Genomic DNA, 23,264 nt, shown 5'->3' on the forward strand with positions numbered 1-23,264 from the left:
GTCCATCACCCAGTCGACGATGCCGCGGACGGTCTTGATCGCCGCCAGCTCCTCGACGACCTCCTCGTCCAACTCCCCCGAGCCCGCCTCCACCAGCCCCAACCGCTGCGCCAACTCCCCCAGGATCTCCGTCCGCTTGATCGAGTCGATCGACAGATCAGCCTCAAGATCCAGATCCGGCTCCAACATCTCCACCGGATAACCCGTCTGCTCCCCGATCACCCCCACCACCGCATCCGACACCGCCGACCGCTCCACCACCGCCGACCGCGCCGCCGACGCCGCGGGGACGCCGCCTGCCGCGGGGACGCCGCCTGCCGCGGGGGCGCCGCCTGCCGCAGGGGCGCCGACCGGGGGCAGCGCCGCGTCCGCCGCGTCCGGCGCGGAGGCCGGCCTGGGCACCGCGGGAGTCACCGGCGCGGCGGTGCTTCGCGCCTGCTCCGGCTGGGCCTGGCGGGGGACCGCGGAGGTGGCCACGAAGCGGTCGACGCCGTCGACGCCGTCACGCGACGCCTGGCGGCCGGCACCGGTCGGGTCGTAGCCCAGGTAGCCCAGCACCACGTCGCGCTGCGCCGCGACCAGCTCTCGGGTGGTCCGCAGGAACTCCAACACCACGGCGTCCACCGGGCCGCCACCTCCAAGCTCGGGCAGTGCGGCGGCGAGGACCGCCGCATCGTCTGTCGGGTCAACGGGAACGAACGGTGGCGCCGGGTCCTGCGGGACGAATCCGCGCACGCCCGCGATCTCCGGACGCTCCCCGCCAGGAGCTGCCCGCGCCGCCGGAGCCGGACGGGCCGCGCCGGCCACCGCCGCTCCGGACGCCGCCGCTTCGGACGCCGCCGCTCCGGTCCGTGCCACCGTCGCGGGGGACGCCACCGCGGGGGAGGCTGCCGCCTGGGAGCCTGCCGCAGGGGTCTCCGACGGCGCCGCGAGGCCGGGCCCCGCGGAGGCCACCGCGGCGGCCGCGTCTGGGCCGGCGGCGAGGGCCAGTCGGGTCGGCGGTCGCAGGGCGCCCGGCAGGAAGCGGCCGTCGGCGGTGCGCACGTAGGCCCCGTCGATCAGCCAGCCGGGCCGGCGCGGCACCTCCGCGTCGCTCGCCACCCGAGCGTCGCGACCGGCGAACAGGGGCGCCGGGTCGACACCGACGCCGGCCGCCGCGAGCTCGGCGAGCGCGAGCAGCAACCGGCGCAGCCCCGGCTCCCCCGCGACGTCGGTGGCCACGACCCGGTGCGGCCGCCCGGCGAGGATCTTGCCGACGAGCTGCGAGAGCACCCGACCGGGGCCGGCTTCGACGAAGGTCCGCACGCCGGCCGCGTACATCGCCTCGATCTGCTCGACGAACCGCACCGGTGCCGCCACCTGGCCGGCGAGCGTCGCCCGCACCTGCTCCGGTGCCGTCGGATACGGCTGGGCGGTCGTGTTGGACCACACCGGCAGCGCCGGCGCGGCGACGTCGAGGGCGTCGAGGCGGTCGGCGAGCGCCCCGGCGGCCGCGGCCACGACCGGGCTGTGGAACGCGCAGGCCACCGGGATCGGCCGGGCGGTGAGGCCGGCGCGGCCGAGGGCGGCCACGGCCTCGGCCACGGCGGCGGTCGGCCCGGAGATCACGCTCTGCCGCGGGGCGTTGTGGTTCGCGACGACGACGTCGGCCGCGACGCCGTCGAGCGCCTCGCGCACGCGTTCGACGGACGCCTGGACGGCGGCCATCGTGCCCGGGTCGTCCCCCGCCGCGGCGAGGATCGCGGCGGCCCGCGCCTCGCTCAGGCCGACGAGGTCGGCTCGGTCGAGGGCGCCGGCGGCGCACAGGGCGACCAGTTCACCGTAGGAGTGCCCGCCAACGTGGTCCGGACGGACACCGAGCCCGGTGAGCAGATCGTGCACGGCCAGGCCGGCGAGGCCGAGCGTCGGCTGGGCCGCCCGCGTGTCGGTGATCGCCGCCGCCTGCTCGGCCTTCTGCTCCCGGGTGAACGCGGCCGGCGGGAACATCGTGTCGGCCCACTGGGGGGCCAGGTCGAGCACGGCACGCAGCCGGGGGAAGGCGACGAACAGATCCGCGAGCATGCCCGGCCGCTGGCTGCCCTGGCCGGGGAACAGGAAGGCGGTCTCGCCCGGCTCGGCGTCGTCGCGGACGAACAGCCCGGCGCGCGGGTTCGCCGTGAACGTCCGCGCCGCCTCGATGGCGGCGGGCAACCCGTCGAGATCCTCGGCGACGAACGCGACCTGCACCGGGCCGCCACCGGCCGCGCAGGTGGTGCGGGCCAGGTCCCGCAGGCGGAACGGCCGCCCGGCACCGTCGTTCGTCGTGACCAGGGCGGCGAGGCGATCCAGCGCCCGGCCGGCGGCCGCCCGGTCGGCGCCGCGCACCGCGAACAGCTCCGCGGGCCAGTGGTCCAGGCCGTGGGCGGGTTCCGGGCCGCCGTCATAGGCGGACAGCACGACGTGGAAGTTGGTCCCACCGAAACCGAACGCCGACACCCCGGCGTGGCGCTGGCCGGCGGGTGCCGCCCAGGGCTTGGCGGTCTCGTCGAAGTAGAACGGGCTGGTCTCGCCGTCCCAGAAGGCGTTGGGGGTGTCGATGTGCAGGGTCGGCGGGCGCANGCCGGTCTCGACCGCCTTCNCCACCTTGATCAGCCCGGCCAGGCCGGCGGCGCACTTGGTGTGCCCGATCTGCGACTTCACCGAGCCGACCGCGCACTGGCCGGGGGTGGCGCCGTGGTCGGTGAACACCTCGGTGAGGGTGGCGAGCTCGGTACGGTCGCCGACGACCGTACCGGTGGCATGCGCCTCCAGCAGGCCGACGTCCCTCGGCGAGATGCCGGCCCGCGCGTAGGCCCGTTCCAGGGAGAGCACCTGGCCGGCCTTGCGTGGCGCGGTCAGCCCGAGCGCGCGGCCGTCGGAGGAGCCGGCGACGGCCCGGATGACCGCGTGGATGCGGTCGCCGTCGCGCTCGGCGTCGGCGAGCCGCTTGAGCACGACGACGGCGACGCCCTCGCCCAGGCTGGTCCCGTCCGCGCCGGAGTCGAAGCTGCGGCAGCGACCCTGCGGCGACAGCGCGTGCACCGAGGAGAACAGCAGGAAGTCGTGGGCGCCGGCGTGAGTGTCCACCCCGCCGCAGAGCACCAGGTCGGAGCTGCCGGCGAGCAGCTCCTTGCAGCCGGCGTCGAGCGCGGCCAGCGACGAGGCGCACGCCGCGTCGACGGTGAAGTTCACCCCGCCGAGGTCGAGCCGGTTGGCCACCCGCCCGGCGATGACGTTCGCCAGCATGCCGGGGAAGGAGTCCTCGTCCAGCTCCGGCAGGAACTCCTCGAGCTCGGCGGGCAACTGCCCGAGCAGGCCCGGCCACAGCGAGCGCAGCCCGTAGGCGCCGGACAGGTCGGTGCCGGCCTCGGTGCCGAAGACGACCGAGGCGCGGGAGCGGTCGAACGGCCGACCCTCGCCGGCCGCCTTCTGNCCGGTGTCGTAGCCGGCGCTGCGCAGCGCGCGGGTGGCGACCTCGAGGGCGAGCAGCTGGCTGGTCTCGATGCTGCGCAGCGACCGCGGCGGGATGCCGTAGGCCAGCGCGTCGAACGGGACCTGCGGGAGGAAACCGCCCCACTTCGACGGGGTGCGGCGCCCGGCGTCCTTCACCACCGCGTCGGCGGAGTAGTACACCTCGGGATCCCAGCGATCGGCGGACACCTCGCGAATCGCGTCGTTGCCGGCGACGACGTTCGCCCAGAACGTGGCGAGGTCGGGAGCGTCGGGGAAGATCGCGGACATCCCGACGATCGCGATGTCGAGAGGCTGGCCGGCGGGACGGGAGCCCGCCGTCGCCGTCGCCACCGTAGCCGCCACACCCACACCCGCATCCACGCCCGCACCGGTACCCTCACCCGCCATGTCCGCCTCGTCTCCCTCGCCGCCCGCCGGGCGTCGCGTGCCGTCGGCCGACCCGACCGCGGGCTCCTGCCCGGCCGGCACGCCGAGTTCGGCGGCCCGGTCGGCGAGACCGGCGGTGGCCCGCGTGGTCACCTCGTCGTGCAGGGCGGCGACGCTCGTGCGGTCCGAGCGCAGGGCCGCCACCTGGCCGATCATGAACATGCCGTCCCGAGCCTGCACCGCCGGGTCGACCTGGACGACCTCGGCGCCGTCGCGGAGCAACCCCTTGCTGGCCACCCGCAGCCGGCCGAGGTTGAGCGCCTCCAGCTCCTCCCACATCTGCTGGCGGGGGGTGGCGGCGGCGAGCAGCTCACGGCGGCGGTCGAGGAAGGTGTGGACGTAGGCGGACTCGACGCACCGGGTGGCGTGCCCCGGAGAGGTCTCCAGCAGCACCGTGCGCTCGCAGTCGAGGGCGGCCTGTTGGAAGCCGGGCAGGATCGCGCCGGAGGCGACGGCCTCGTCGGTGAACAGGTACGCCGTGCCCATCAGCACGCCGATGCCGGCGCCCCGTTCGGCGAGCGGGGCCGCCGCGGCGGCGACCATGGCCGCCGAACGGGCGTCGTGCACCCCGCCGGCGAACANCAGGTGCAGGCCGGCGAAGAAGTCCGGGCCGGCCTGGTCGCTCTCACCGAACGCGAGCAGCCCCGCGATCTGCGCCTCCCACAGGGGGAAGCTCGCCCGCGGCCCGACGTGGCCGCCGCACTCCCGCCCCTCGAAGACGAACTTTCGGGCCCCGTCGGCCAGGAACCGGTGCAGCAGGCCCGGGGACGGCACGTGCAGGAACGTGTCGATACCGGCCGCCTCCAGCGGCGCCGCCTGCGCCGGCCGGCCGCCGGCCACGATCGCGCACGGCGGGCGGATGTCGCGCACGGCGGCGAGCTGTGCGTTGCGCAGGGCCGCCGGGGCGAAACCGAGCACGCCCACCCCCCACGGCGCGTCCTGGAGCAGCTCGGCGGTCTCCGTCAGCAGCGTGCGGCAGTCCTCGCCGCTCATGAGCGCCAGGGCGAGGAACGGCAGGCCGCCCTCGTCGGCGATCGCGCGGGCGAACGCCGCCCGGTCGCTGACCCGGGTCATCGGTCCCTGCGCGACGGGATGCCGCAGCCCCCGCGCGGCCGCGAACGGCGCGCCGACGGCCAGCGGCCGGGTGCGGGTGGCGGCCGCGATGCCGTCCCGGATGCCCTCGCGCACCGCCCGCACCACCCCGGCGGCGCTGACGTGCCGGTCGGCCAGCGTGGCGGCGAAGGCGCCGTCCTGGCCGATCGGGAGGAACTGTTCGACCAGGTCCCGGGCGCCAAGCCGGGCCGCGACCGCGGCGGCCGCGGGAGCAGTGACCGCGGCGGCGGTGACAGCGCCGTCCGAGGCGAGTTCGCCGCCNGTGTCCCGCAGGTCCGCGGCGGGCCGCTCCAGCCGGCCGGCGAGGGCGGCGATGGGCAGATCGGGCCGGACGTAGAGCCGGTGCCCGGCGTGCAGGATCGTCTCGCTGCCGTCCATGGCCCGCACGGCGGCGGCCACCTGCTCGGGCAGCTCCACCTCGCGGACCAGGGCTAGCTGGGAGTCGAGCACGACCCCCGCCGCACCGCCCGCCACCGCCGCCGCGGCCGTCGCGGGGCCGATCCCCCCGGCGGCGAAGACGGGCACCGCGCCGCCCGCGCCGTCCCGCAGCCCGGCAGCAAGCAGGTGCTGCAGCAGGGTGAACGTGGTCAGGTCACCGACGACACCGCCGGACTCGTTGCCCCGCGCGACGAGCCCGACCGCGCCGGCCGCGACCGCGCCCCGGGCCTGCGCGACCGAGGTCACCTCCGCCCACACCCGCCGGCCCCGCCGGATCAGCTCCGCCGGCTCCCAGCGCCGGTCGGTTCCCGGGCCGCCCGCCGCGGCGGGATCGCCGGCCGAGGAACCGTCCGGTCGGGGGGCGAGCACCACGAGATCCACCGCGTCGGGCAGCTCGTCCGGGTCGACCGGGCAGTCGGCGGCGACCCGCACCCCGAAGTGTCCCGGCGTCCAGCGGATCGCATCCCGCAGGGCGGNGCGCGCCACCCGCGCCGAGCGCCCCAGGTCGAGGACGCCGAGACCCCCGGCCCGCGTGACGGCGGCGACGAGAGCGGCGGCGGGCTCGGCGAACGGTGTGATCACGACGACAAGCTCGCGTGCGTCGAGGGGGTCGAGGGGGTCAAGCGCGTCGGAGCCGGCCGGGGAGGCCTCGGGTGACACGCGGGGTGCGGTGGTCATCGGCAGGTCCTCCTGGCAGGTCGCGGCCGGGGGCAGGGNGATGAGGGGGNCGAACTAGTCCGGGTCACAGGGCCCGCCGAGGCCGTCCGATCGTCCGACCGGTCCCGCGCTCCCGACGCGCGGCCCGTCCCCGAGTCACCACAAGGCCATATCCAGGACAAGAGGCACACCCACCAAACCAACGTGATGGACACGTTCCGGACGACGGGATCGTCCACATCATCGGTGACCNCCTGGCCGGTGCCGCTGGGCGACAGACGTCCCGGGGAAGCTACATCTGCACTGACTACGCGGAAAGCGAACGGACCCCCAACAACTCTCGCGGAACTGATGCGCCNGGCCGTCGGGGCGACCGACCTGCTTAGCCGATCCGACACCGTCAACGTGCGCGGAATACTAGTCGGCTCGGTCCGGAGCACTGCACGGTGGCAGGCCAAAGTCGCGATCACACACGCGTTGGAGAGCGGCCGTGATCGCCGTGACCTGGTCGGGACCCCTTCGGCCCAGCGGTTCCCTCGCCGCCGGACATCGCCGGTGATGTCGCGGATCGGGATTACNCAGAGCCCGCGCGGATGTGCACCGGGCGACCTCATCAATCCCGGTGACGATCGGCGGAGGTCACAAATTGGTAGCACGCAGGGCGGTATCCCGGACCGCCGAACCCGGCGGTTTCCATTCGACTTCGGTCGGCTAAAGGGGTGATGAACAGTCGAGGCCACATTCCGCGGACAGGTACCGGCACTCGCAAGCCCACAAAAAAACGGAAGCGAGACTGGCACCGCGGGAGGTATCGAACCACGGGTGTGGAGCATCCGGAAATCGATCGTGGTAACCGCCGGCCGGGTCAGTCACCGGCGGTCGGGTGGCCCCTTCGGGCCCCACCCGGCTAGCGAGGGACACGGGTCAACCTAGTCACAGTGTGCCATCAGCCGCAAGCGAGGCCGAGCGGAAAGATGTCGGCGCTCATCACCGTGCCACCCAACCGGACCTGCCTGCTACGACCAGCGAGGACCAGCATCCCACAGATGGGGCATGACGCGCATCTTACGCAGAAGCCACAAAAATAATGATCTACGCCAATCGGGCGAGATGGAACCGGCCGAGCCCGCCGATGGGGCCCCGGCCAGCGCTTCCTCGGCGGCCCCGGTTCTCGGGGCGGGGCGGACGGTATCCGACGCCCCCACCCGGGCAAGGCGCGGCGGCGATCCACCACGGGCGGTTACCCGAGCTGCGCGCGGGAAGCGCGTTGCGGTGCGTTCCGCACGATCCTCAGGCTCAGACCGTGCAGAACGCACCGCAGTCCGCCACCCGCCACGCCACAGCTCGGCTCGGCTCGGCTCGGGCTTCGTTCTGGGCATGGGCGGCGCGACCGCAGTGACAGGCGGTACGAACGGCAGCGGACAGGAACGGGCGGCCGCCGACGGCGCTGCGCGGGAACTCAGGACGACCGGAAGGGTCGGCGGCAGCAGACAGGGCGCGGCGCCGCGCGTGGAGCGGGACACCGGGGCCGCCCGGGCCGGGCGAACCCCGGACATGACGCGACCGCGGGTGGCGCGGCCGGTCTCGGCCCGCGCCACCCGCGGTTCGTCGGAACTCAGTTGTCGAGGCGCGCCCGTGGCGCGTCGCGTCGCGTCGGTGCGCCGGACTTCCGCCCTGTGGGCGGGCCGACCGGCCTGCGGGCCCCATGGGTCGATGGGCACCTGGCGCCCACGCCGTCGCGGCACGGGCCGGTCTCCTCGCCGGGCATGTCCGGCCTGGTAAGGCTGCCGGGCAGGCCCGGCGTTGTGCCGACCGGTGGACGACCGNCCGGCATGAGGACCGCCGCCGCAGCCAAGCACCGACCTCCGAGGTCCGACTTGGAGCCCGACCTCCGAGGTCCGACATCGGAGCCCGACCTCCGAGGTCCGACATCGGAGCCCGACCTCCGAGGTCCGACATCCAGAGTCCGGGGTGGGAGCGGCGGCAAGGGGCGGGGGCAGGGTGCCGGGGCGGCAGCGGGCCGCGGACGCGCGACCTCGAACCGTGACCCGCCGCGTCCGGACGCTGTCGGGGAGCTCCGACGGTCGGGTCAGTTCCTCAACCGGCGAGTCAGGGCCGGGGCGGGCTGGGGGGCGCGAACGCGCTGGTCTCGCGTTGCCAGGCGATGGCGAGCTGCGTGCGGTTCGAGCATCCCGTCGCCACGAGAGCGTGGGTGAGGTGGTGCTTGACCGTGTCGATGCTGATGCACAGCGCCTCGGCGACCTGCCGGTTGGACCGGCCCTCGGCGACGAGTCGCACCACGTCCCGCTCGCGGGCGGACAGCCGTCCCGCGACGGACGGGCCGGGATCGGTACGGATGTAGAAGCGCAGCAGGTTGCCGAGATGGCGGCCGAGGACGGCGCCGACCGCCCGGTCCCGCGGGCCGAACGCGCCCGGCCGCGAGTCCAGCAGGGAAATAAGCGCGCCCACGTTCGACGGGCCGAACAGGCGCACGAGCAGCTTGGCGTGGATGCCGTGCGCGCGCAGGAAGCGCTCGAGGCGCATCCGCACCTCGGGACGCTCCGGAACGCCCAGGTCGTCGAGGGTGGCGAGGCCACGCTCGCGGACCGAACGCAGGCTTTCCGGGTTGCTCAGCGCCTCCAGCTCCCGGTAACGCTCCATGTACGGGCCGGCGAGGCGCAGGGCGAGGCCCCGGCCGGTGGGCCGGGCGTCCTGGAACGCCGTCTCGATCGAGGAGCCCAGGAAGAAGGCCGAATGGCGATAGCCCAGGTGGCGGGCCATGCCGTCGAGGGCCAGTTCACGGAAGGAGGCGAGCGAGGAGGCACGCTCGCAGTCCTCCACGACGCGCAGGATGCCGCGCAGCTCGGCCGCGCCGAGTGCGAGGTCCCGCGGCATCGGGGCGCCCGCGCGGGCGGCCATGCCGGGGCGCATCGGCGCACCCGGAGCGGTCCGGGCGGCGGGCGCGCCCGGGACCTCACCGCGTCCCATGGGGGACCCGGTCAACGGGGGCCCGGAGCGGGGATGCGACAATTGACGAGCAGCAGCGCTTCCCGTGCTCGTGGTCGGTGCGGGGTGCCGTGCTGGCGCCGCGCGATGTGGGGTCGTCGGCGGAGCGGGTGAGCTCGCCGAGGCTCGCCTGGCGATGTGACCCGCCATGCCTATCTCGGTGGATGTGTCCACGGTCACGCCGATTCGCGGCCGATGGGGCGCGTCCTCGCCGATAGCATCGGTCGAGCGGGGAACTCGGTCGGTCACGCGTGCCTCCGGGGGTCAGACTCAGAATCAAACCGGGCGGTAGCCCGGCTGTGGCGATGCCACCGGGTGAATTTCCGGTGAAGATGGACATGTTCGGCAAGCGTAGGGCCCACCTCCCTCGCTACGCCACCAGTTGCCCGCGCCCCTCATGCGCGCTCGAGNCAAACCCACCGCTTCGGTGGGAGAATCNCGCCCCCAACCCGGCCATATATTTCCCGGGCCGCCACCCTCGCGCGTGAAGCGACCACTTCGCGTGATTTTTCCCTCCCGGAACCATCCCCTAAACGGGCCACCTCGCTAGCGGTATGCGGGCCCTGNGGCCCCCCGCTCGCCCCGCCCAGGCCGGGATCCAGCCCGTCGACGGGCAGACGGCGCCACGGACGCGAAACGTTCCCGCTGCCCGTCACCCTCCACAATGGGTGACCACCCACCCACTAAGTGCCTCGCCAGCATGGGCCATCGTCACCGAGGGTATTGATATAAGCGTCCCACCGTTTCGGCAGGTGCACCTCCGCCGGTCCCCCGCGAGGTCCCACGCCCACGACGCATCCCGCCGCATTCGCGAAGACCCGGTACGGTCTCGCGCCACCGATGCCCTCCCGCCGAAGCCGGGCGACTGGCGACCATCCCGGTCCGCCACCGCCCCGCGCGCGGGACGAACGAGGTGAACAACTGATGACCCTGGGTCTGTCGGTCTTCCTGGTTGTGGTGGGTGCCACGTTGCGATATGCCCTGACATGGCGAGTAGTCGGGGTAGATCTCCCGGTTCTGGGGCTGATTCTGATGGTCGCGGGGATCGTCATCTCGGTCATCTGCGTGCTCCGCGCCGTCGTGCCACTCCCGACGCGGGCCGCGACTCGCGAACGCGGCGCCGGCCTGCGCAGTTGGCCCGCCGACGCCGACGGCCGGGGCCCGGCGGGCGGTCGGCCGCCGCGTCGGACGATCCCGATGGCCGACGGCCGACAGGGGGGAATCGTGCGGCCCGCACCCGTCGATTCCCTGACCGTTCCAGATGCGCCCGGCGTCGCCGCCTCGTTCCCCGTCTCGGCTGCGGACGCGGACGCATTCTCGGAGCCGTATCCGGACCTTGCGCGACACCCGTATCTCAGGCTGGAACAACACGTGTTCGGCGACCGGGCCGAAGCCGACGAGCCGGTCGAGCACCGCGACGAAGCCGGGATCTGAGTCGACCGAGGCCGTCTTCAGCGCGTCAGGTCCTGGACCGGCTCGCGGCAGGCCCAGGACCGGCTCAGAGCAGGTGGAGTTCGCGGGCGCGGTGCACCGCGTCCCGGCGCCGCGGCACGTCGAGCTTGCGGTAAATGCTCTTCAGGTGCGTCTTGACGGTGTTCACCGAAACGTAGAGCTCGGCTGCGATCTCGGCGGTCGTCAGCATCGTCGGCAGATAACTGAGAACCGCGAGCTCCCGATCGCTGAGGCGGTCGCCGGCCGCCGGGCCCCCGCCGGGCCGCCGCCGGGCCGGTTCCCGGGACCACCGGTCCGACGCCTCGGGCGCTGACGCGCGCGGTGGCGTTCCACGGACCGGGCCCAGGTGCGGACCCGGATACGCGCCGCCGGGGGACCCGGGCGGCGGCGGGCGGCGCCAGTCGGGGGCGCCCGTGCTGCCGCGCGCACCGCCCCGGAGGTGGGGCGAGCCCGCTCCCACCGCCGGCGGGCCACCGACGCCCGGTGCCTTGGGCGAGCCGACGACGGGCGTCCCCCGCTCGGGCTCCGACCGGCCGGGCGGCGGCGCGTACCCCCCGCTCGGCCGGGAACCGCCACCGTGGCCGGCGCCGGCTCGCCCCGGCGGCGTGTCGCCGGATGCCGGCCAGGGCAGCCGACCGCCCGCGGCCGCGGGCCGGGCCGGCGGGACCGACCGGGCTGGAGCGGGCACCAGCACGCTCGAACCCCGTGTCCCGGTCTCCGGCGCGATCCGGCGCTGGTCGACGCCGGGCCTCGGGGGGATCTCGGCCTCCGCGACCACCCAGGTGCCGCCCGCACCGGGCCCGCCGGCCGGCCCACCTCCGCTCGCCCGGCCGGCTCCGCCCACCAGACCATCTGCACCCACCAGGCCATCTGCACCCACCAGGCCACCTGCGCCTGCCCGGCCGAGCCCGCCGAGCGCGGCAGGTCCACCGGGCGCGGCGACTCCGCCCGTCGCAGAAACTCCGCCTGCCGAAGGGGCTCCGCCTGCCGAAGCGGCTCCGCCTGCCGACATCGCTCCACCGCCCGGTCGGTCGCCGGGCGCCGCCCGCCATGCCGCGGCACTCGCGGCCGACGCGGCCGCGGCACGCAGGGTGTCGACGAACTCGGGATGGGCGGCGGCCAGCCCCGGATGCGCGTCGAGCAGCGCCAGCAGTTCATCGCCAAGATCGAGAAAAGGCGCGGCCAGTCCCTCGTCCTCGGCGAGGATCAGGGCCCGGGCGAGCAGCCCGGTTGCCCGAGCATGATCGTTTCGGCGGGCAGCCGCGACGGCCGCGAGCGCGCAGGCGGCGACGACCGGACCGCCCCCGCCGCCGTCGGCGCGCAGCAGGCCGGCGACCGCGTTCTCGGCCGCGTCCAGATCCGCGCACCCAAGATCAGCCCGTGCCATGGCCAGCGCCAGGACGTGGTCCGGGCGCCGGCCGTCGACGGGGCGCCCCAGCACCTGCCGCGCGGCCTGGGCGTTGCCGACCGCGAGCAGCAGGTCGACCTCGACGGCCTGCCACAGCGACACACACAGCGGCGGCCCGGCCGGATGGCCCCGCCCGCCGAGCAGGCGGCGGGCGGCACGAACGTCGTCCGGACGACCCCGCCGGCACCGTGACCGCGCGTCCAGCACGACCACGAGATCGAACAGATGCGGCGGGTGCCCAGGCCCCAGCCCGGACCGGGCAGCCTGGAGATGGCCGACCGCCCGCTCCCCGTCGGCCCGGGCGATGGCCACCATCGCCATCGCGAGATGCGCCTCGACCACACCGGTCACTCCCGGCGGACAGGCGACGATCCCATCACCTTCGGTCGCGCCGAGCTCCTCGGCGAGCACGGAGACGGAACCAGTCGTCACGTCGCCCCCTCCCACCGTGGTCACGGGACGGGTCGCCTCGGCGGGGTGGTCGCTCGGCTCTCCGACCGCGGCGAAGACCACCGCGGCCGCCGACTCGGCCAGACGAAGCCGGCCTCGCAGCGCGTAGGCGAGTGCCAACGCGCCGGCCGCGGACATCTCGACCATCCGGGCGCCCGCCAGCCGGGCCGTCTCGACCGCCTCGGTCAACGCGTCCACCGCAGGCTCGGCCCGGCCGAGCCACAGCTCTGCCCGCCCCCGCCCGCACCAGGCCAGCGCCGTGACGATCCCGCCGAGACGATCGTCGTCCAGGTCGGACGAGCCGAGCGGCCACGCCGGGCCCCGGCGGTCCGGCCGACCACCCTCACCACGGGCCAGGGTCGGTGCGACGCGAGCGGATGACGGCAGGTCGCCACGCCCGGCGGGCCGATCGGCGGGGCCGGTGGCCTGCCCGTCGCTGCGGGCGGGGTCGCCGGCGCGCGAGGGCACGCCCACCCGCCGGCCGGCACCCCGCCGCTGGCCGGCGCCGCCTTCCGGGCCGCCGCGCAGCAGGCGACGCGCCACCCCGAGCATCTCCTCGCCCGCTCCCGCCAACTCGGCCCGACGCAGCTCGACGAGATCAGCCTGGGTGGACAGCGAACGACGCCGGGGAACCGCCGCCGCCGCGATCGCCGCGCGCGCCATCTCCAGGCACCGGGTCGCCTTCGCCACCCGGCCGTGACGGAGATGCCCGACCGCGGCGACCAGCGCGCATTCGGGCGCCCACGATGCCCACGACGCCGGCATCGTCGCGAGGGTCGGTTCGAGCCCGAGCGCGCCGCCGGACAGCGCGTCCACCACCCCGACGCCGTCGACGAGCAGGCAGGACGCGTACCACCAGTCCCCGGCCCACGCCGCATGCCGCACCGCCTCGGCCGGCCGGCGGTGCGCGGCGAACCACAGCGCCGCTCGCAGATGCAGCTCGTCGACGTCCTCCGTGCGGTCCCGGGTCAGCTCGGCGCGCAGCAGCGCGGCGAACAGCCGGTGGTATCGGAACCGGATCCCGTCGCGGTGCGCCACCACGAAGCCCGACTGTTGCTCGATCTCCGCGAGGACCTGCGACGGGATGGCAAGGTCCGCCTCGCCCACCACGGCGTCGGCGAGCGGACCGGTCATCGACTCCAGCACGCTGGTACGCAGCAGAAAGCGGTGGACCGCCGGGGGTTGGCGGGCGAGCAGTTCGGCGCGCAGGAACTCGGCGATCTCCGGTATCGCGACCAGCGAGGCCGACGGCGGATCCGGATCCGCAGCCCGCAGCCGCCCCCCGAACGGCGCCCACTGCGGCGCGGAGGCCGACGACGCCCACGGCGAGGACGCTTCGGCCCGGCCACCGGCGCGCTCTGCGCCGAGCGCGCCGCCGAGTCGGGCTGCCGCCCCGCGCCCCAGGGCGCCCGCCGCCAGGCGCACGCCGGCCGGCCATCCTTCGGTGGCGTGCAGCAGGCCGCCGACCAGCGCCGCCGTCGCCGACACCCCCTGCGCCCGCAGGAGATCCGCGGCCTCGGACCGGGTGAACGCCAGCGCGTCGGCATCGATCTCGGTGACGTGCCCGGCGGCGCGCAGCCGGTGCAGCGCCACCGGCACCGTCCGACCCACCAGGATCGTCCGGGCACGCTCACCGGCCTCGTTGACCAGGAGCTCCAGCCCGTCGAGGTCGCTGCCCCCGCGCAGGAGGTGGACGTCGTCGAGGACGAGCACGAACGGCGCCGGCAGGTCCGCGAGCAGGTTGGCGAGCTGCCGGTAGCCGTGGTCGGACGGGTGGTGCGCCGCGGCGGCGCCGGGACGGGCGAGGTCGGCGCCGGCCGGGATGAGCCCGGCGCGGCCGAGACCGTGCAGCAGCTGCGGCCACAACGGCACAGTCGGACCGCCGGGAACGGCCGGCGTCGCCGCCGGATCAACCCGGATCCAGACGAGCGGTGGCTGNGCGGGCCGAGCGGCGGCCCAACCGGCGAGCAGCGTCGTCTTGCCCCACCCGACCGGGGCCCGGACCACGGTGAGCGGACGCCTCACGGCCTCNTCGAGTGCCTGGCGCAGTCGGGGCCGGTCGAGGCAGTCGGGCGGGGGTGTCGGCACGACGAAGTGACCGCGTACCAGGGGCAGGCCGGCGGTCACGACGGGCCGGGGCGCCGCACGGCCGCCCGGACGGCTCACGGTCTCGTCCGGACGAGCCCCGTCCTGATCCGGATCGGGGATGACGCCGCTCGGTCCGGGCAGGGAGTCCCGACCGGGCACAGAGTCCCGACCGGGCACAGAGTCCCGACCGGGCACCGGGCCCAGACCAGGCACAGGGTCCAGACCGGGGGCGCCCTCGGCCGAGCCGAGAGGGGCCCGGTGGGCGGCTGCAACGGGACGGGGCGGGACAGCACCGGGCACCCGTGACTGTTCGTCGAGCATTCCACACCACCCCCACGGCAAGTTACCCTTGGTAGTGGTACAGCTACTCAGCCGTATGGGCAACCTGTTGTCCACCGGCGGTGACACCATCGCGGGCCAAGCACTGGGCAGGCCGGACGGGCCCGGACAACTCGGCGTGTGACCGTTCCCCGAGCCGACATCCGCGACGCCGCCAACGGCGGACAGCTCGGCGGCGAGCCGACGAGGAGCGGGGGCACCAGGTCAGGGACCCGCGTTCGGGTGTACCGATCAGCCCCGCGACTCGCGCCGGACGGCTCTCGATGCCCGTAGCGCGGCGCCGGCGGCGGCGAACAGCACGGCAGATGTTGACGAACAACCAGGTGCCGCGCCGCTGGTAGGGGGTGCCCTGCCGGCCGGCGGCGAGCTGGCCCAGGATCAGCCACCCCGGCAGGCCGAGACCGACAGNGAGGATCACGAGGCGGCCGGCGAGCGCCACGCCCCGGGCCGCCTCGTCGATCGGCAGACGACAGTAGACGAGCAGGACGGCGGCCACGGTCACGAACGCGGTCGCGGCACGCCGCCCGGCGTGGGTTCGCGCCCCGCCGGGGTCATCCCCGTCGCGGCCCTCCCCCGGTGCTGGCGGTGCTGGTGATCAGGGCAGTGCTGGTGATCAGGGCGGTGCCGGCGTCACTGGTACTGGCGGACCGGACGGGGGCCGCGGCGGGCCGACCGGGGGCGTCGGATCGGTCGTGACGCCCGCCGTGTCGGCCGCCGCAACTGGCGTTGCACCGTGCCGACCGCCGATCCCCCGGCCCTGTCAGGCCGCGCAGTCCGAGCAGACGATACGGCGCGGATCCGCAAGCTGACTGCGGTGCTGCACCAGAAAGCACTGGGTGCAGGTGAACTCGTCCGCCTGCCGAGGAAGCACCCGCAGCGACAGTTCCTCGTCGCGGACCTCGGCGTCGGGCAGGTCCAGTTCGGCCTCGAGGGCGTCCATGTCGTCCCCGAGGTCCGCCGCGGCGCCCGCGCGCTGCGCCTTGAGCGTCTCCAGGCTCTGCTCCTGGAGCTCGTCCTCCTCGACATCCGTGCTTCGCCGAGCGTCGAAGTCACGAGCCATGCGTCTCCTTCCTTTCCCTGCCGTCGTTCACCCAGGGGTTATGCCAACCCGCGGGTGATGGTTCCCGCCGAACACGGGGAGCCATTCAACACGGCACCCCGGGACATCGGCTGGCTACGGTACGCAATGACCCCGAGGATGGGGGATGCAGTGCCTTATGTCCGCATTCCCGGTGCCTCCGCCACATCCAAGGGTCCCGGCCGGAACGCGGATCTCCAAAGCCGAGCGAAGGATACGGGGCGCAACCGCGTCAGGCCAGACAGGGGGCCGTCGGCGCGGTGTCGCTCCCACCACATTCACGACCGGACGTCACGACCCGGGCGGATCGCCTCCATCCCGATCGATGCGGCACCGTACACCACTCGGGCCCGGGGGCAGCGCCGGGTGGTCGGCGGATNGCGCCTGCACACCCGGCCGGGTTGCCCTCGCCCCGGGGCGAGGACTCAGAGATAGAGACCGGCGAGCCCGTCGTCGAGCCGCTCGGNCGCGACGGCGTGCACGTCCCGCTCCCGCAGCAGGACGTAGGTGGTCGAGTGCAGCTCGACCTCGGCGCGGTCCTCGGGATCGAACAGCACCCGGTCGCCGACCTGGATGGTCCGCACCGCGGTCCCCACCCCGACGACGTCGGCCCACGACAACCGCTTGCCCATGTGCGCCGTGGGCGGGATGACGATGCCGGCCTTCGACCGCCGGTCCACCGCGTCCTCCCGGGGCTCGACGAGCACCCGGTCATGAAGAAGCCTGATCGGCAGCGCGCCGGCCTGCATGACACCCGCCTGCGTGCCCGCCCCGGCCGCGCCGCCGCCCCCGTTGACACCGCCGGACACAACGCTCACAGGGTCGGACACTACCCGCCCGCGCCGGGCTCGCGGCACCCCCGGCGGTCTTTGCGTGCGGACGGCGCACCGTGGGTGCGTCCGACGGATCCGGTCGCCGTCCATCTCGGGCGTACGGCCCGGCNCCGCGCCGCCCCGGTTCGGCGTCCGCGGTGTCGGCGCACCGACCCGGATCGCCGCACACCGATCCGGATCGCCGCACACCCATCCGGATCGCCATCGTGCGACCGATTGACCTGGGGTAACGAGGTGATGCACTCAATCGGCGTTGCCGGCATCGAGCGCTTTCGGCGCAGAGCCCTGCGAAACCTCCCCGGATGGGGAATGGNCCCCCAACGCGGTATAAGCTGCCGCCCATCGCTGCCCGGGCTGGCGCTGACGGGCGGCGTGCCGTGGCACCTCTCGATCGTCCGTTGGCGCCCAGGTAACCGTCGGCACGTCACGAACCTCAGGGATGGGGCACCACCATGGCATTGCGCATCAGTGTCGATCTCGATGGTCTGCGCTGGGCCGATCTGTTCCGCTTCGTCGATCTGGCCCGTAACGGCGGGATCAGCGCGGAGGATCAGGTCGACGTCATCACCTACGGCAGCGACCCGATGTCGGTCAGCCTCTCCGCCCGCATCTACCCGGCGACCGAGAGCTTTATGGCCTCGGAGCAGCCGGAGGCGTCCGGTGATGGTCTGCGCGGTGCACCACTCTCGATCGCCCCTGGTAGCGCCACCCCCAATGGCTCGGGATTCGCCTACGACGGNGGTTCCGCCGAGCGGAACGCCGCCCAGAACGGCACGCATTACCCCGCGTTCGACAACGGCCAGGATCGCGCCGGCNCACCAGGCGGCGGCAGCCTGCCTCCGTACGGTCCCGGCTACGACGCGCCGACCGACCGGGGCGGTCCCGCGCCCGGCGGCCATTACCCCGCCTTCGACGGTCAGCCCGACCGGATGTCACCGAACGGTGGCGGTCAGTTCGCGGGATTCGAGCCATTTGATCGATCCGGACCGGGCAAGGAGCCCGGAGGTGCCCCCGGACAGGTCGAAAGTCCCTACATAGAGGAATTCGCCCGTCTACAGGAGGGTCTGATGCGCCAGGTTCGGCGCACCGACGAGGTCCGGCCGGACCGCTCCTGATCAGCGATTAGCCGCGCCGCGCCGCTGCGACTCCCGGGCCTCGGGCGGGACGTGACCGCGCATCCCTCGACCAGGTGGCCCGCCATCACGCTCACGGCAGGTGAGGAGGAGAAGACCGTCAGCGTCGCCCCGCACCGTTCGTCGGACGCGGACCGTGAGTCAGCCGTGACGGCACCCCCCATGGTTCTACGCCGTTCGCACCCTCTCGCCCGCTATGGTGCATGCTGCCTGTGATGGACGATCCGCGCCTTGCCGACGTCGAGCAATATCACGGGCGTTTGCGCTCCGAGCTCGACGTCATCGCGCGTGGGCCCGTTCTGGTCGGACCGAAGATCATAGAGCACATCCACTCTCTGATCACGCTCATCGATCTACATCAACCGAACNAGTTTGATCTCTGTCTGAGCTGCGACCGGCTCTGGCCCTGCGCCTCGATCATGGCCATCACCGGCATCTCGCAGGACGCCGGGGACGGCGGCCAGAACGGCGAGACCGAGCCGGGCTACGACGAGACCGAGGCCCAGAGCGCCGAGCGCGGCACCCTCGCGGTCGCCCATGCCACCGCGCCCGCCGCTGGCCGCCCCTCGTCCCCGTCGGCTGCCGGCTACCCGGCTGCCGGGTACGACGACCGGGAACAGAGCCGAGACGGCCGCTCCGATCGCGGAGCCGAGGACCAGCGCTTCGACGAGCCGCGGTTCGACGAGCCGCGGTTCAGCGAGCCGCAGTTCAGCGAGCCGCGGTCCGGCGAGCCGGAGTTCGACGACCAACGGTCGGACGACCGGCGGTTCGGCCCCCGCAGCGTCAGCGACCAGAGCTTCCACGACCCGAACTTCGACAACCCGCGGCCCGACGACCGCGCCTTCGACGACCGGCGCTTCGACGACCGGCGACCCGACGACCGGCGCTTCGACGATCACGATGCGGGCGGGCCGTACCAGGAGAGTCGACCGCGCGCCGGGCGGGGCCGCGACGATCGCGGCATCGACACCCATCCGGATGCCGGACGGGACCGCGGCTCCGTCCCGCCGCCTGGTCCGGGCCGTTCCCCGGCCGAGGTCGCGGCGCCGTCGCGCCTGCCGGGCACCCGACCCGCCGGCCCGCCGCCACCCGCCCGCCCTGGCCCGCCCACGCCGCCGCCATCGCCCCCGCCCTCGCCGCCGCTCTCCGCGCCGGGTCGGCCCGGCGGCACGCTGCCGGCGGTCGCGGCGTACGGCGGGACCATGCCCGGCGACGCCGACCGGTCCCCGGACCGAGCCCGTGACGGGTATTCGCCGGACCACGCCCGTGACGGCTATGCCGGCTACCCGTCGGCGGTCGCGCCCGGGCAGCCGACCCCGGCCCGGCCGACAGGCGCGACACCGCGGATCCCGGCACCACCCGGCCTGCCCCACCCGACCGGCGCGACGCCCAGGCTGCCCGGGATCGCCGAGGTGGGCCGGCGACCGGCCGCGGATGCCGGCCGCGACGACACGGTTTCGGGACGCCACTACGCGGCCCACCCGAACGGCACGGCGGCCCACCCGAACGGCACGGCGGCCCACCCGAACGGCACGGCGGCCCACCCGAACGGCACGGCGGCCCACCCGAACGGCACGGCGGCCCACCCGAACGGCACGGCGGCCCACCCGAACGGCACGGCGGCCCGGCCGGCGGCCGGGCCGCCGAACCTGCCCGGCACCACACCGCCCTCACCGGGAACGCGCCAACCCGGGGCATCCGGCTTCGCGCCGGCGCCCACGGCGACGGGCAGGCCGTCCTCGGCGCAGCCGCGGGCCACGGGCGCGGTTCCGATCGTGGGGGATGCCGGCCGGGAGCGGCCGGACGGATACGGCTCGGCGCTGCCGGGCCTGGCACCGCCCGTGCCCGCCGCCGGCCGACCGGTCCCACCGCTCGACGTCCCGGCGCGCCCGACCGGCGCTCAGCCCCGGTTGGCGGGCGGCGGCGTAGCCGGCCAGCGGCCGGACGGACCGCCGGACGCCTTCCCGAGCCAGGCCCGGCCGGTCGATCACAGCGCGCCGCCCGGATATCCCGATCGGGTGGCAGTGCCGGCGTCCCGCCCCGCACCGCCGATCTCCGGCCCGGTCGAGATGGCGGCGGCGCGGGCGAGCGGCACCTGGTCGCCCGGCCAGCACGCGCAGCCGACCCGCGCCGGCGGCCCGGCGGCCCGTGGCCCGGCGGACCCGGCCGGCGACGTGCCCGGCCCGCCTCGAGGACGCGACGCCGCCGGCCCGGCGGGAATGGGCCGGTCCGATGCTTCGGGCGGCCCGGGACGCCCGGACGGACCGGGCGGGCCCGGCCGAGCGGAGGGGCCACGCATGCGGGCCAATCCGGGAGGCGGCCCGAACCAGGACGGATCGCGGCTCTCGCCCGGCCGCGCCGGGGGCGGTGGTACGGCCACCCCCCGCCGCCACCCCCTGCCGCCGGGGGCCGACCGAGAACGGTCTGCCACGCTCGGCGGTGGCCCGCCGTCGCACCACGGCGACGTCCCCCTCGAGCGTCGGCCCGCGGGCGGGCACGCGGACGGCGATCTGCCCGGTCGTCCCGGCCAGGACGGCCAGGGATGGGCGGCCCCGGACCCGCGGGAGCGGTGGGGTCGAGGGCAGGCACCTGCGCCGGACCGGGCCGGGCCCCCCACCGGCGCGCCCCCACCGAACGGCCGATCGTCCTACCCGGCGCCCGCCGCGGGCCCGGTAGGTGCGGCGATGGGCGAGCCACGCCCGGGGAGTCCCGGCCGCGACCGTCCGATCGGGGCGGGCGGGTCCGGCACGCCGAATCCGCCGGGCCGCGGGCCGGACCCCCGCCCGGGGCGCCCGGGGCGGGCGGAACCGCCGCGCCGGCCGGGTGACCTCCCGGACCGGCCGGACAGGCTCCCGGACCGGTCGGAGACCGCGTCAGGCCGGGAGGCCGAGCTGTCCGCGGCGGCCGCGCGCATCGACCAGGCGCAGGTGGACGAGGTCACCCAGGCCTGGTTGGCACGCCGCGAATCCGTGCTGGACGGCATCGACGTCATCTGAGCCCCCGGTGGACCCCGCTGCGCCGCATGCCGAGCCGTGCCCGCGGCGCGTCGTGCCGCGGAAGGTCCCGTCGCGCGGTATCCAGATGCGGCACGTGGTCGTCAAGGCGACCGAGGGCCACGGACGGTGCAGGTTTGAGGTGGCGAGCGGTGTGGCAGGTACGCGTCGCCGGGCAGCTCGCCTGGCGCGAGGACGGCAACGGACGACGGAACCGTCCCGCCCGATTCCACGGAAGGTGAGGCGTGGCCGAGGCACTGACCGCACGCTTCGACCTGCCCGCCGATCCCCGGGCCGCCGGACGGGCCCGCCGCCTGGTCGCCGAACTGCTCGCCGCCTGGAGCCGCCCCGAGACCGTCGACGTCGCGCAGCTCCTCGTCAGCGAGGTCGTGACAAACGCCGTGCGGTTCGTCGGCGACCGCAGCGCGCTGTGCCTGAGCGTCGAGCTGCAGGCCGACCGGATCCGCATCGCCGTCGACGACGGGACCGCGCAGCATCCGGCGCTGAAGCCCGCCGGCGAGGACGACGAGTCCGGCCGGGGCATGCACCTGGTCGCCGCGCTGGCCCTGCAGTGGGGTGTCGTCGACATCCTGGACGGCCAGGGGCCGGGCAAGCAGGTCTGGTTCGATCTTCCCCGCCAGCCGGATCCGCCACGTCAGGAGGATTCGCTGGAGGTAGCCTGCGGCTCCTGACGGAGCTTCGAACGCCGCCCGGCATCGACCAGCCGAAGAAGTGTTAAAGCGGCATTTCTGCACATATCTCCCACATGTTTCCTACCGCGAAGCCGTGGCGGCCGACCTCGTGGCCCGCACCGGCACCATCGGATGATTTNTCCGCTCCCTGCGCCGACGACCGGAGTTAGTCAGGCCGACAATGCGGATGCTTCAGGTGTTGTTCAGCCAACTCGCGTACCGTGACCTGCGTCTCCATCGTCACGACCGTGACCACTGCTCCGGCCCTACGGGGGTTGTCATAGAGATCCCGGTCCTGCTCGGCGCGGAGAGCGCCCCCGTACCGACCGACCCGCCCGAGACGCTGCCCCGCCAGCGCCGCCGCCCGGCCAGGCCCGAGAACGTCGGGGCCGTGCCGGCGGAACACCCGGCCGGTGCCGTCGACCCCGACCGGCACGTCTTCGACGAGCCCCTCGCCGTCGGCCTGGCGCGGTCCCGGCGCCGGCCCCTGCTGTGCGGGATCGTCGTCGCGGCGCTGCTGGTCGTGCTGGCGGTGCGCTTCCGCGGGGACGCCGTCTCCCGGCTGTCCGGGGTGCCCGCCCCGCGATGGCACTGGCTCGCCGCGTGTGCCTGCTGCACGGCGCTGTTCTACGTCGCCAACGGCCTGTCCATGCGCGCGGCCAGCGGCCTGCGAGTGCAGCTGCGCACGGTGACGGGCGTCCAGGTGGCCGCCGCGGCGGCGAACCGGATCGTCCCCGCCGGCCTCGGCGCCATCGCGGTCCACCTGCGGTTCCTGGAGAAGCGCGGGATGACCCGGCCCGCGGCGCTCGCCGCCGTCGCGTCGATCAAGGCCGCGGGCGCGGTCTCCCACCTGGCCGGCATCGTCATCGTGGCCGGGACGCTCAGCGATTCGGGGATCGGCGCGGCGGTGGTCAGCCCGGTCCGGTCCACCCTCGAGGGGATCGGCGCGGGCCCGGTGCTGCTCGGCTGCGTGGTCGTCTGCGCGCTCGTGACCGGGACCGTCGCCCATCCGCGGGTGCGGGCGATGGCGCGTCCCGCCGTCCGGGCCTTCCGCGCTCATCTGTCGGTCCTCGCGCACTCCCCCGGACGCGCCACGGTCCTGCTGCTGTCCCAGGCCGGCACCCGCCTGTTCCAGATCCTGGCGCTGGCCTGCACGGTCTGGGCCTTCGGGGCCAGCATCTCGGTGATGTCGGTGGCCACCGTCTACCTCGTCGGCTCCATGGTGGCCGGCGCGGCGCCGACGGCCGGCGGGGTGGGCGCGCTCGAACCCGCGCTGGCCTTCGGGCTGGCGGCCGCCGGCGGCGACGCCGCGACCATGCTTGCCGCCGTCCTCGTCTACCGGGTGATCAGCTTCTGGCTGCCGGTCCTGCCCGGGATCGTCGCCCTGGCCGGCCTGCGGCGCAGCGGGAACCTGTAGCGCACGCCCGGCGGCGGGGGCCGACGCGGCACGGGGTCAGGCCGGCAGGTTGAGGGCCTCGACCACCGGCGCCTCGTGCTCGTGACCGAGCACCGACAGCCCACCCGCGTTCAGCACGAAGTACGCCCCTGCCCGGGGCGGCAGACCGAGCCAGCGGGCGGCGAGCACCCGCAGCATGTGCCCGTGCCCGACGAGCGCGACGTCGCCGCGCCCCAGCCAGGGGCGCAGCCGGTCCAGCACCGCGTCGGN

At 75.1% G+C, this 23,264-nt stretch carries 8 protein-coding genes and 6 pseudogenes; 5 read left to right on the forward strand and 9 right to left on the reverse strand.

Features of this window, described 5'->3' with window-relative positions; all coding sequences use genetic code 11:
• The 5 genes and pseudogenes from UK94_RS66765 to UK94_RS26880 form a co-directional block, all read right to left on the reverse strand.
• Nucleotides 1-2,475, reverse strand: a 2,475-nt coding sequence (locus UK94_RS66765) for an acyltransferase domain-containing protein (RefSeq protein WP_313949602.1), incomplete at its 3' end; no start/stop codon positions are given.
• A 143-nt stretch (nt 2,476-2,618) separates the two neighbouring features.
• A pseudogene (locus UK94_RS66770) lies at nt 2,619-3,450 on the reverse strand (polyketide synthase); the annotation flags it as partial.
• Nucleotide 3,451: 1 nt separating this feature from the next.
• Nucleotides 3,452-4,499, reverse strand: a pseudogene (locus tag UK94_RS66775) (beta-ketoacyl synthase N-terminal-like domain-containing protein); the annotation flags it as partial.
• Nucleotide 4,500: 1 nt separating this feature from the next.
• Nucleotides 4,501-5,292: pseudogene (locus UK94_RS66780) on the reverse strand (hypothetical protein); the annotation flags it as partial.
• 2,943 nt (nt 5,293-8,235) lie between these two features.
• Nucleotides 8,236-9,057 carry a LuxR C-terminal-related transcriptional regulator gene (locus tag UK94_RS26880; RefSeq protein WP_011602733.1) on the reverse strand — a complete coding sequence of 274 codons (822 nt, stop codon included), beginning with the start codon at nt 9,055-9,057 and terminating at the stop codon, nt 8,236-8,238.
• A 999-nt stretch (nt 9,058-10,056) separates the two neighbouring features.
• On the opposite strand from UK94_RS26880, the gene UK94_RS26885 reads away from it, so the two are divergent.
• Complete coding sequence (locus UK94_RS26885; protein ID WP_193790325.1) at nt 10,057-10,566, forward strand: hypothetical protein; 510 nt, start codon at nt 10,057-10,059, stop codon at nt 10,564-10,566.
• A gap of 64 nt (nt 10,567-10,630) precedes the next feature.
• Here the strand turns inward: UK94_RS26885 and UK94_RS34455 are convergent.
• The 3 genes and pseudogenes from UK94_RS34455 to UK94_RS26905 all read right to left on the reverse strand — a co-directional run.
• Nucleotides 10,631-14,380 (reverse strand): LuxR C-terminal-related transcriptional regulator (locus tag UK94_RS34455; RefSeq protein WP_235490088.1); only part of this gene is annotated, 3,750 nt, incomplete at its 5' end.
• A 1,249-nt stretch (nt 14,381-15,629) separates the two neighbouring features.
• Complete coding sequence (locus tag UK94_RS26900) at nt 15,630-15,929, reverse strand: DUF4193 family protein (protein ID WP_009740125.1); 300 nt, start codon at nt 15,927-15,929, stop codon at nt 15,630-15,632.
• A 485-nt stretch (nt 15,930-16,414) separates the two neighbouring features.
• Nucleotides 16,415-16,765, reverse strand: a pseudogene (locus UK94_RS26905) (co-chaperone GroES); the annotation flags it as partial.
• A gap of 467 nt (nt 16,766-17,232) precedes the next feature.
• Here UK94_RS26905 and UK94_RS66785 point away from each other — a divergent pair.
• From UK94_RS66785 to UK94_RS26925, 4 genes and pseudogenes are all read left to right on the forward strand, one after another.
• A pseudogene (locus UK94_RS66785) lies at nt 17,233-17,519 on the forward strand (hypothetical protein); the annotation flags it as partial.
• A 77-nt stretch (nt 17,520-17,596) separates the two neighbouring features.
• Nucleotides 17,597-17,895: pseudogene (locus UK94_RS66790) on the forward strand (hypothetical protein); the annotation flags it as partial.
• Between the two features lie 3,256 nt (nt 17,896-21,151).
• Complete coding sequence (locus UK94_RS26920) at nt 21,152-21,598, forward strand: ATP-binding protein (protein ID WP_011602723.1); 447 nt, start codon at nt 21,152-21,154, stop codon at nt 21,596-21,598.
• Between the two features lie 187 nt (nt 21,599-21,785).
• A complete protein-coding gene (locus UK94_RS26925; RefSeq protein WP_231861542.1) occupies nt 21,786-23,015 on the forward strand; it encodes a YbhN family protein in 1,230 nt (409 codons plus the stop codon).
• Nucleotides 23,016-23,051: 36 nt separating this feature from the next.
• Here the strand turns inward: UK94_RS26925 and UK94_RS66795 are convergent.
• On the reverse strand, nt 23,052-23,263 hold a 212-nt coding region (locus tag UK94_RS66795; RefSeq protein WP_235490090.1), incomplete at its 5' end, for a histidine phosphatase family protein.
• Nucleotide 23,264: the final 1 nt, after the last annotated feature.

Origin of the sequence: Frankia sp. AvcI1 (assembly GCF_001420875.1) — a bacterium.
GTDB classification, from domain to species: Bacteria; Actinomycetota; Actinomycetes; order Frankiales; family Frankiaceae; genus Frankia; species Frankia alni.

What these genes read in the sequence shown, in the direction of transcription:
- UK94_RS26880 (WP_011602733.1), bottom strand. Translation starts at nt 9,057, where the DNA reads ATGCGCCCCGGCATGGCCGCCCGCGCGGGCGCCCCGATGCCGCGGGAC.
- UK94_RS26885 (WP_193790325.1), top strand. Translation starts at nt 10,057, where the DNA reads ATGACCCTGGGTCTGTCGGTCTTCCTGGTTGTGGTGGGTGCCACGTTG.
- UK94_RS26900 (WP_009740125.1), bottom strand. Translation starts at nt 15,929, where the DNA reads ATGGCTCGTGACTTCGACGCTCGGCGAAGCACGGATGTCGAGGAGGAC.
- UK94_RS26925 (WP_231861542.1), top strand. Translation starts at nt 21,786, where the DNA reads ATGCTTCAGGTGTTGTTCAGCCAACTCGCGTACCGTGACCTGCGTCTC.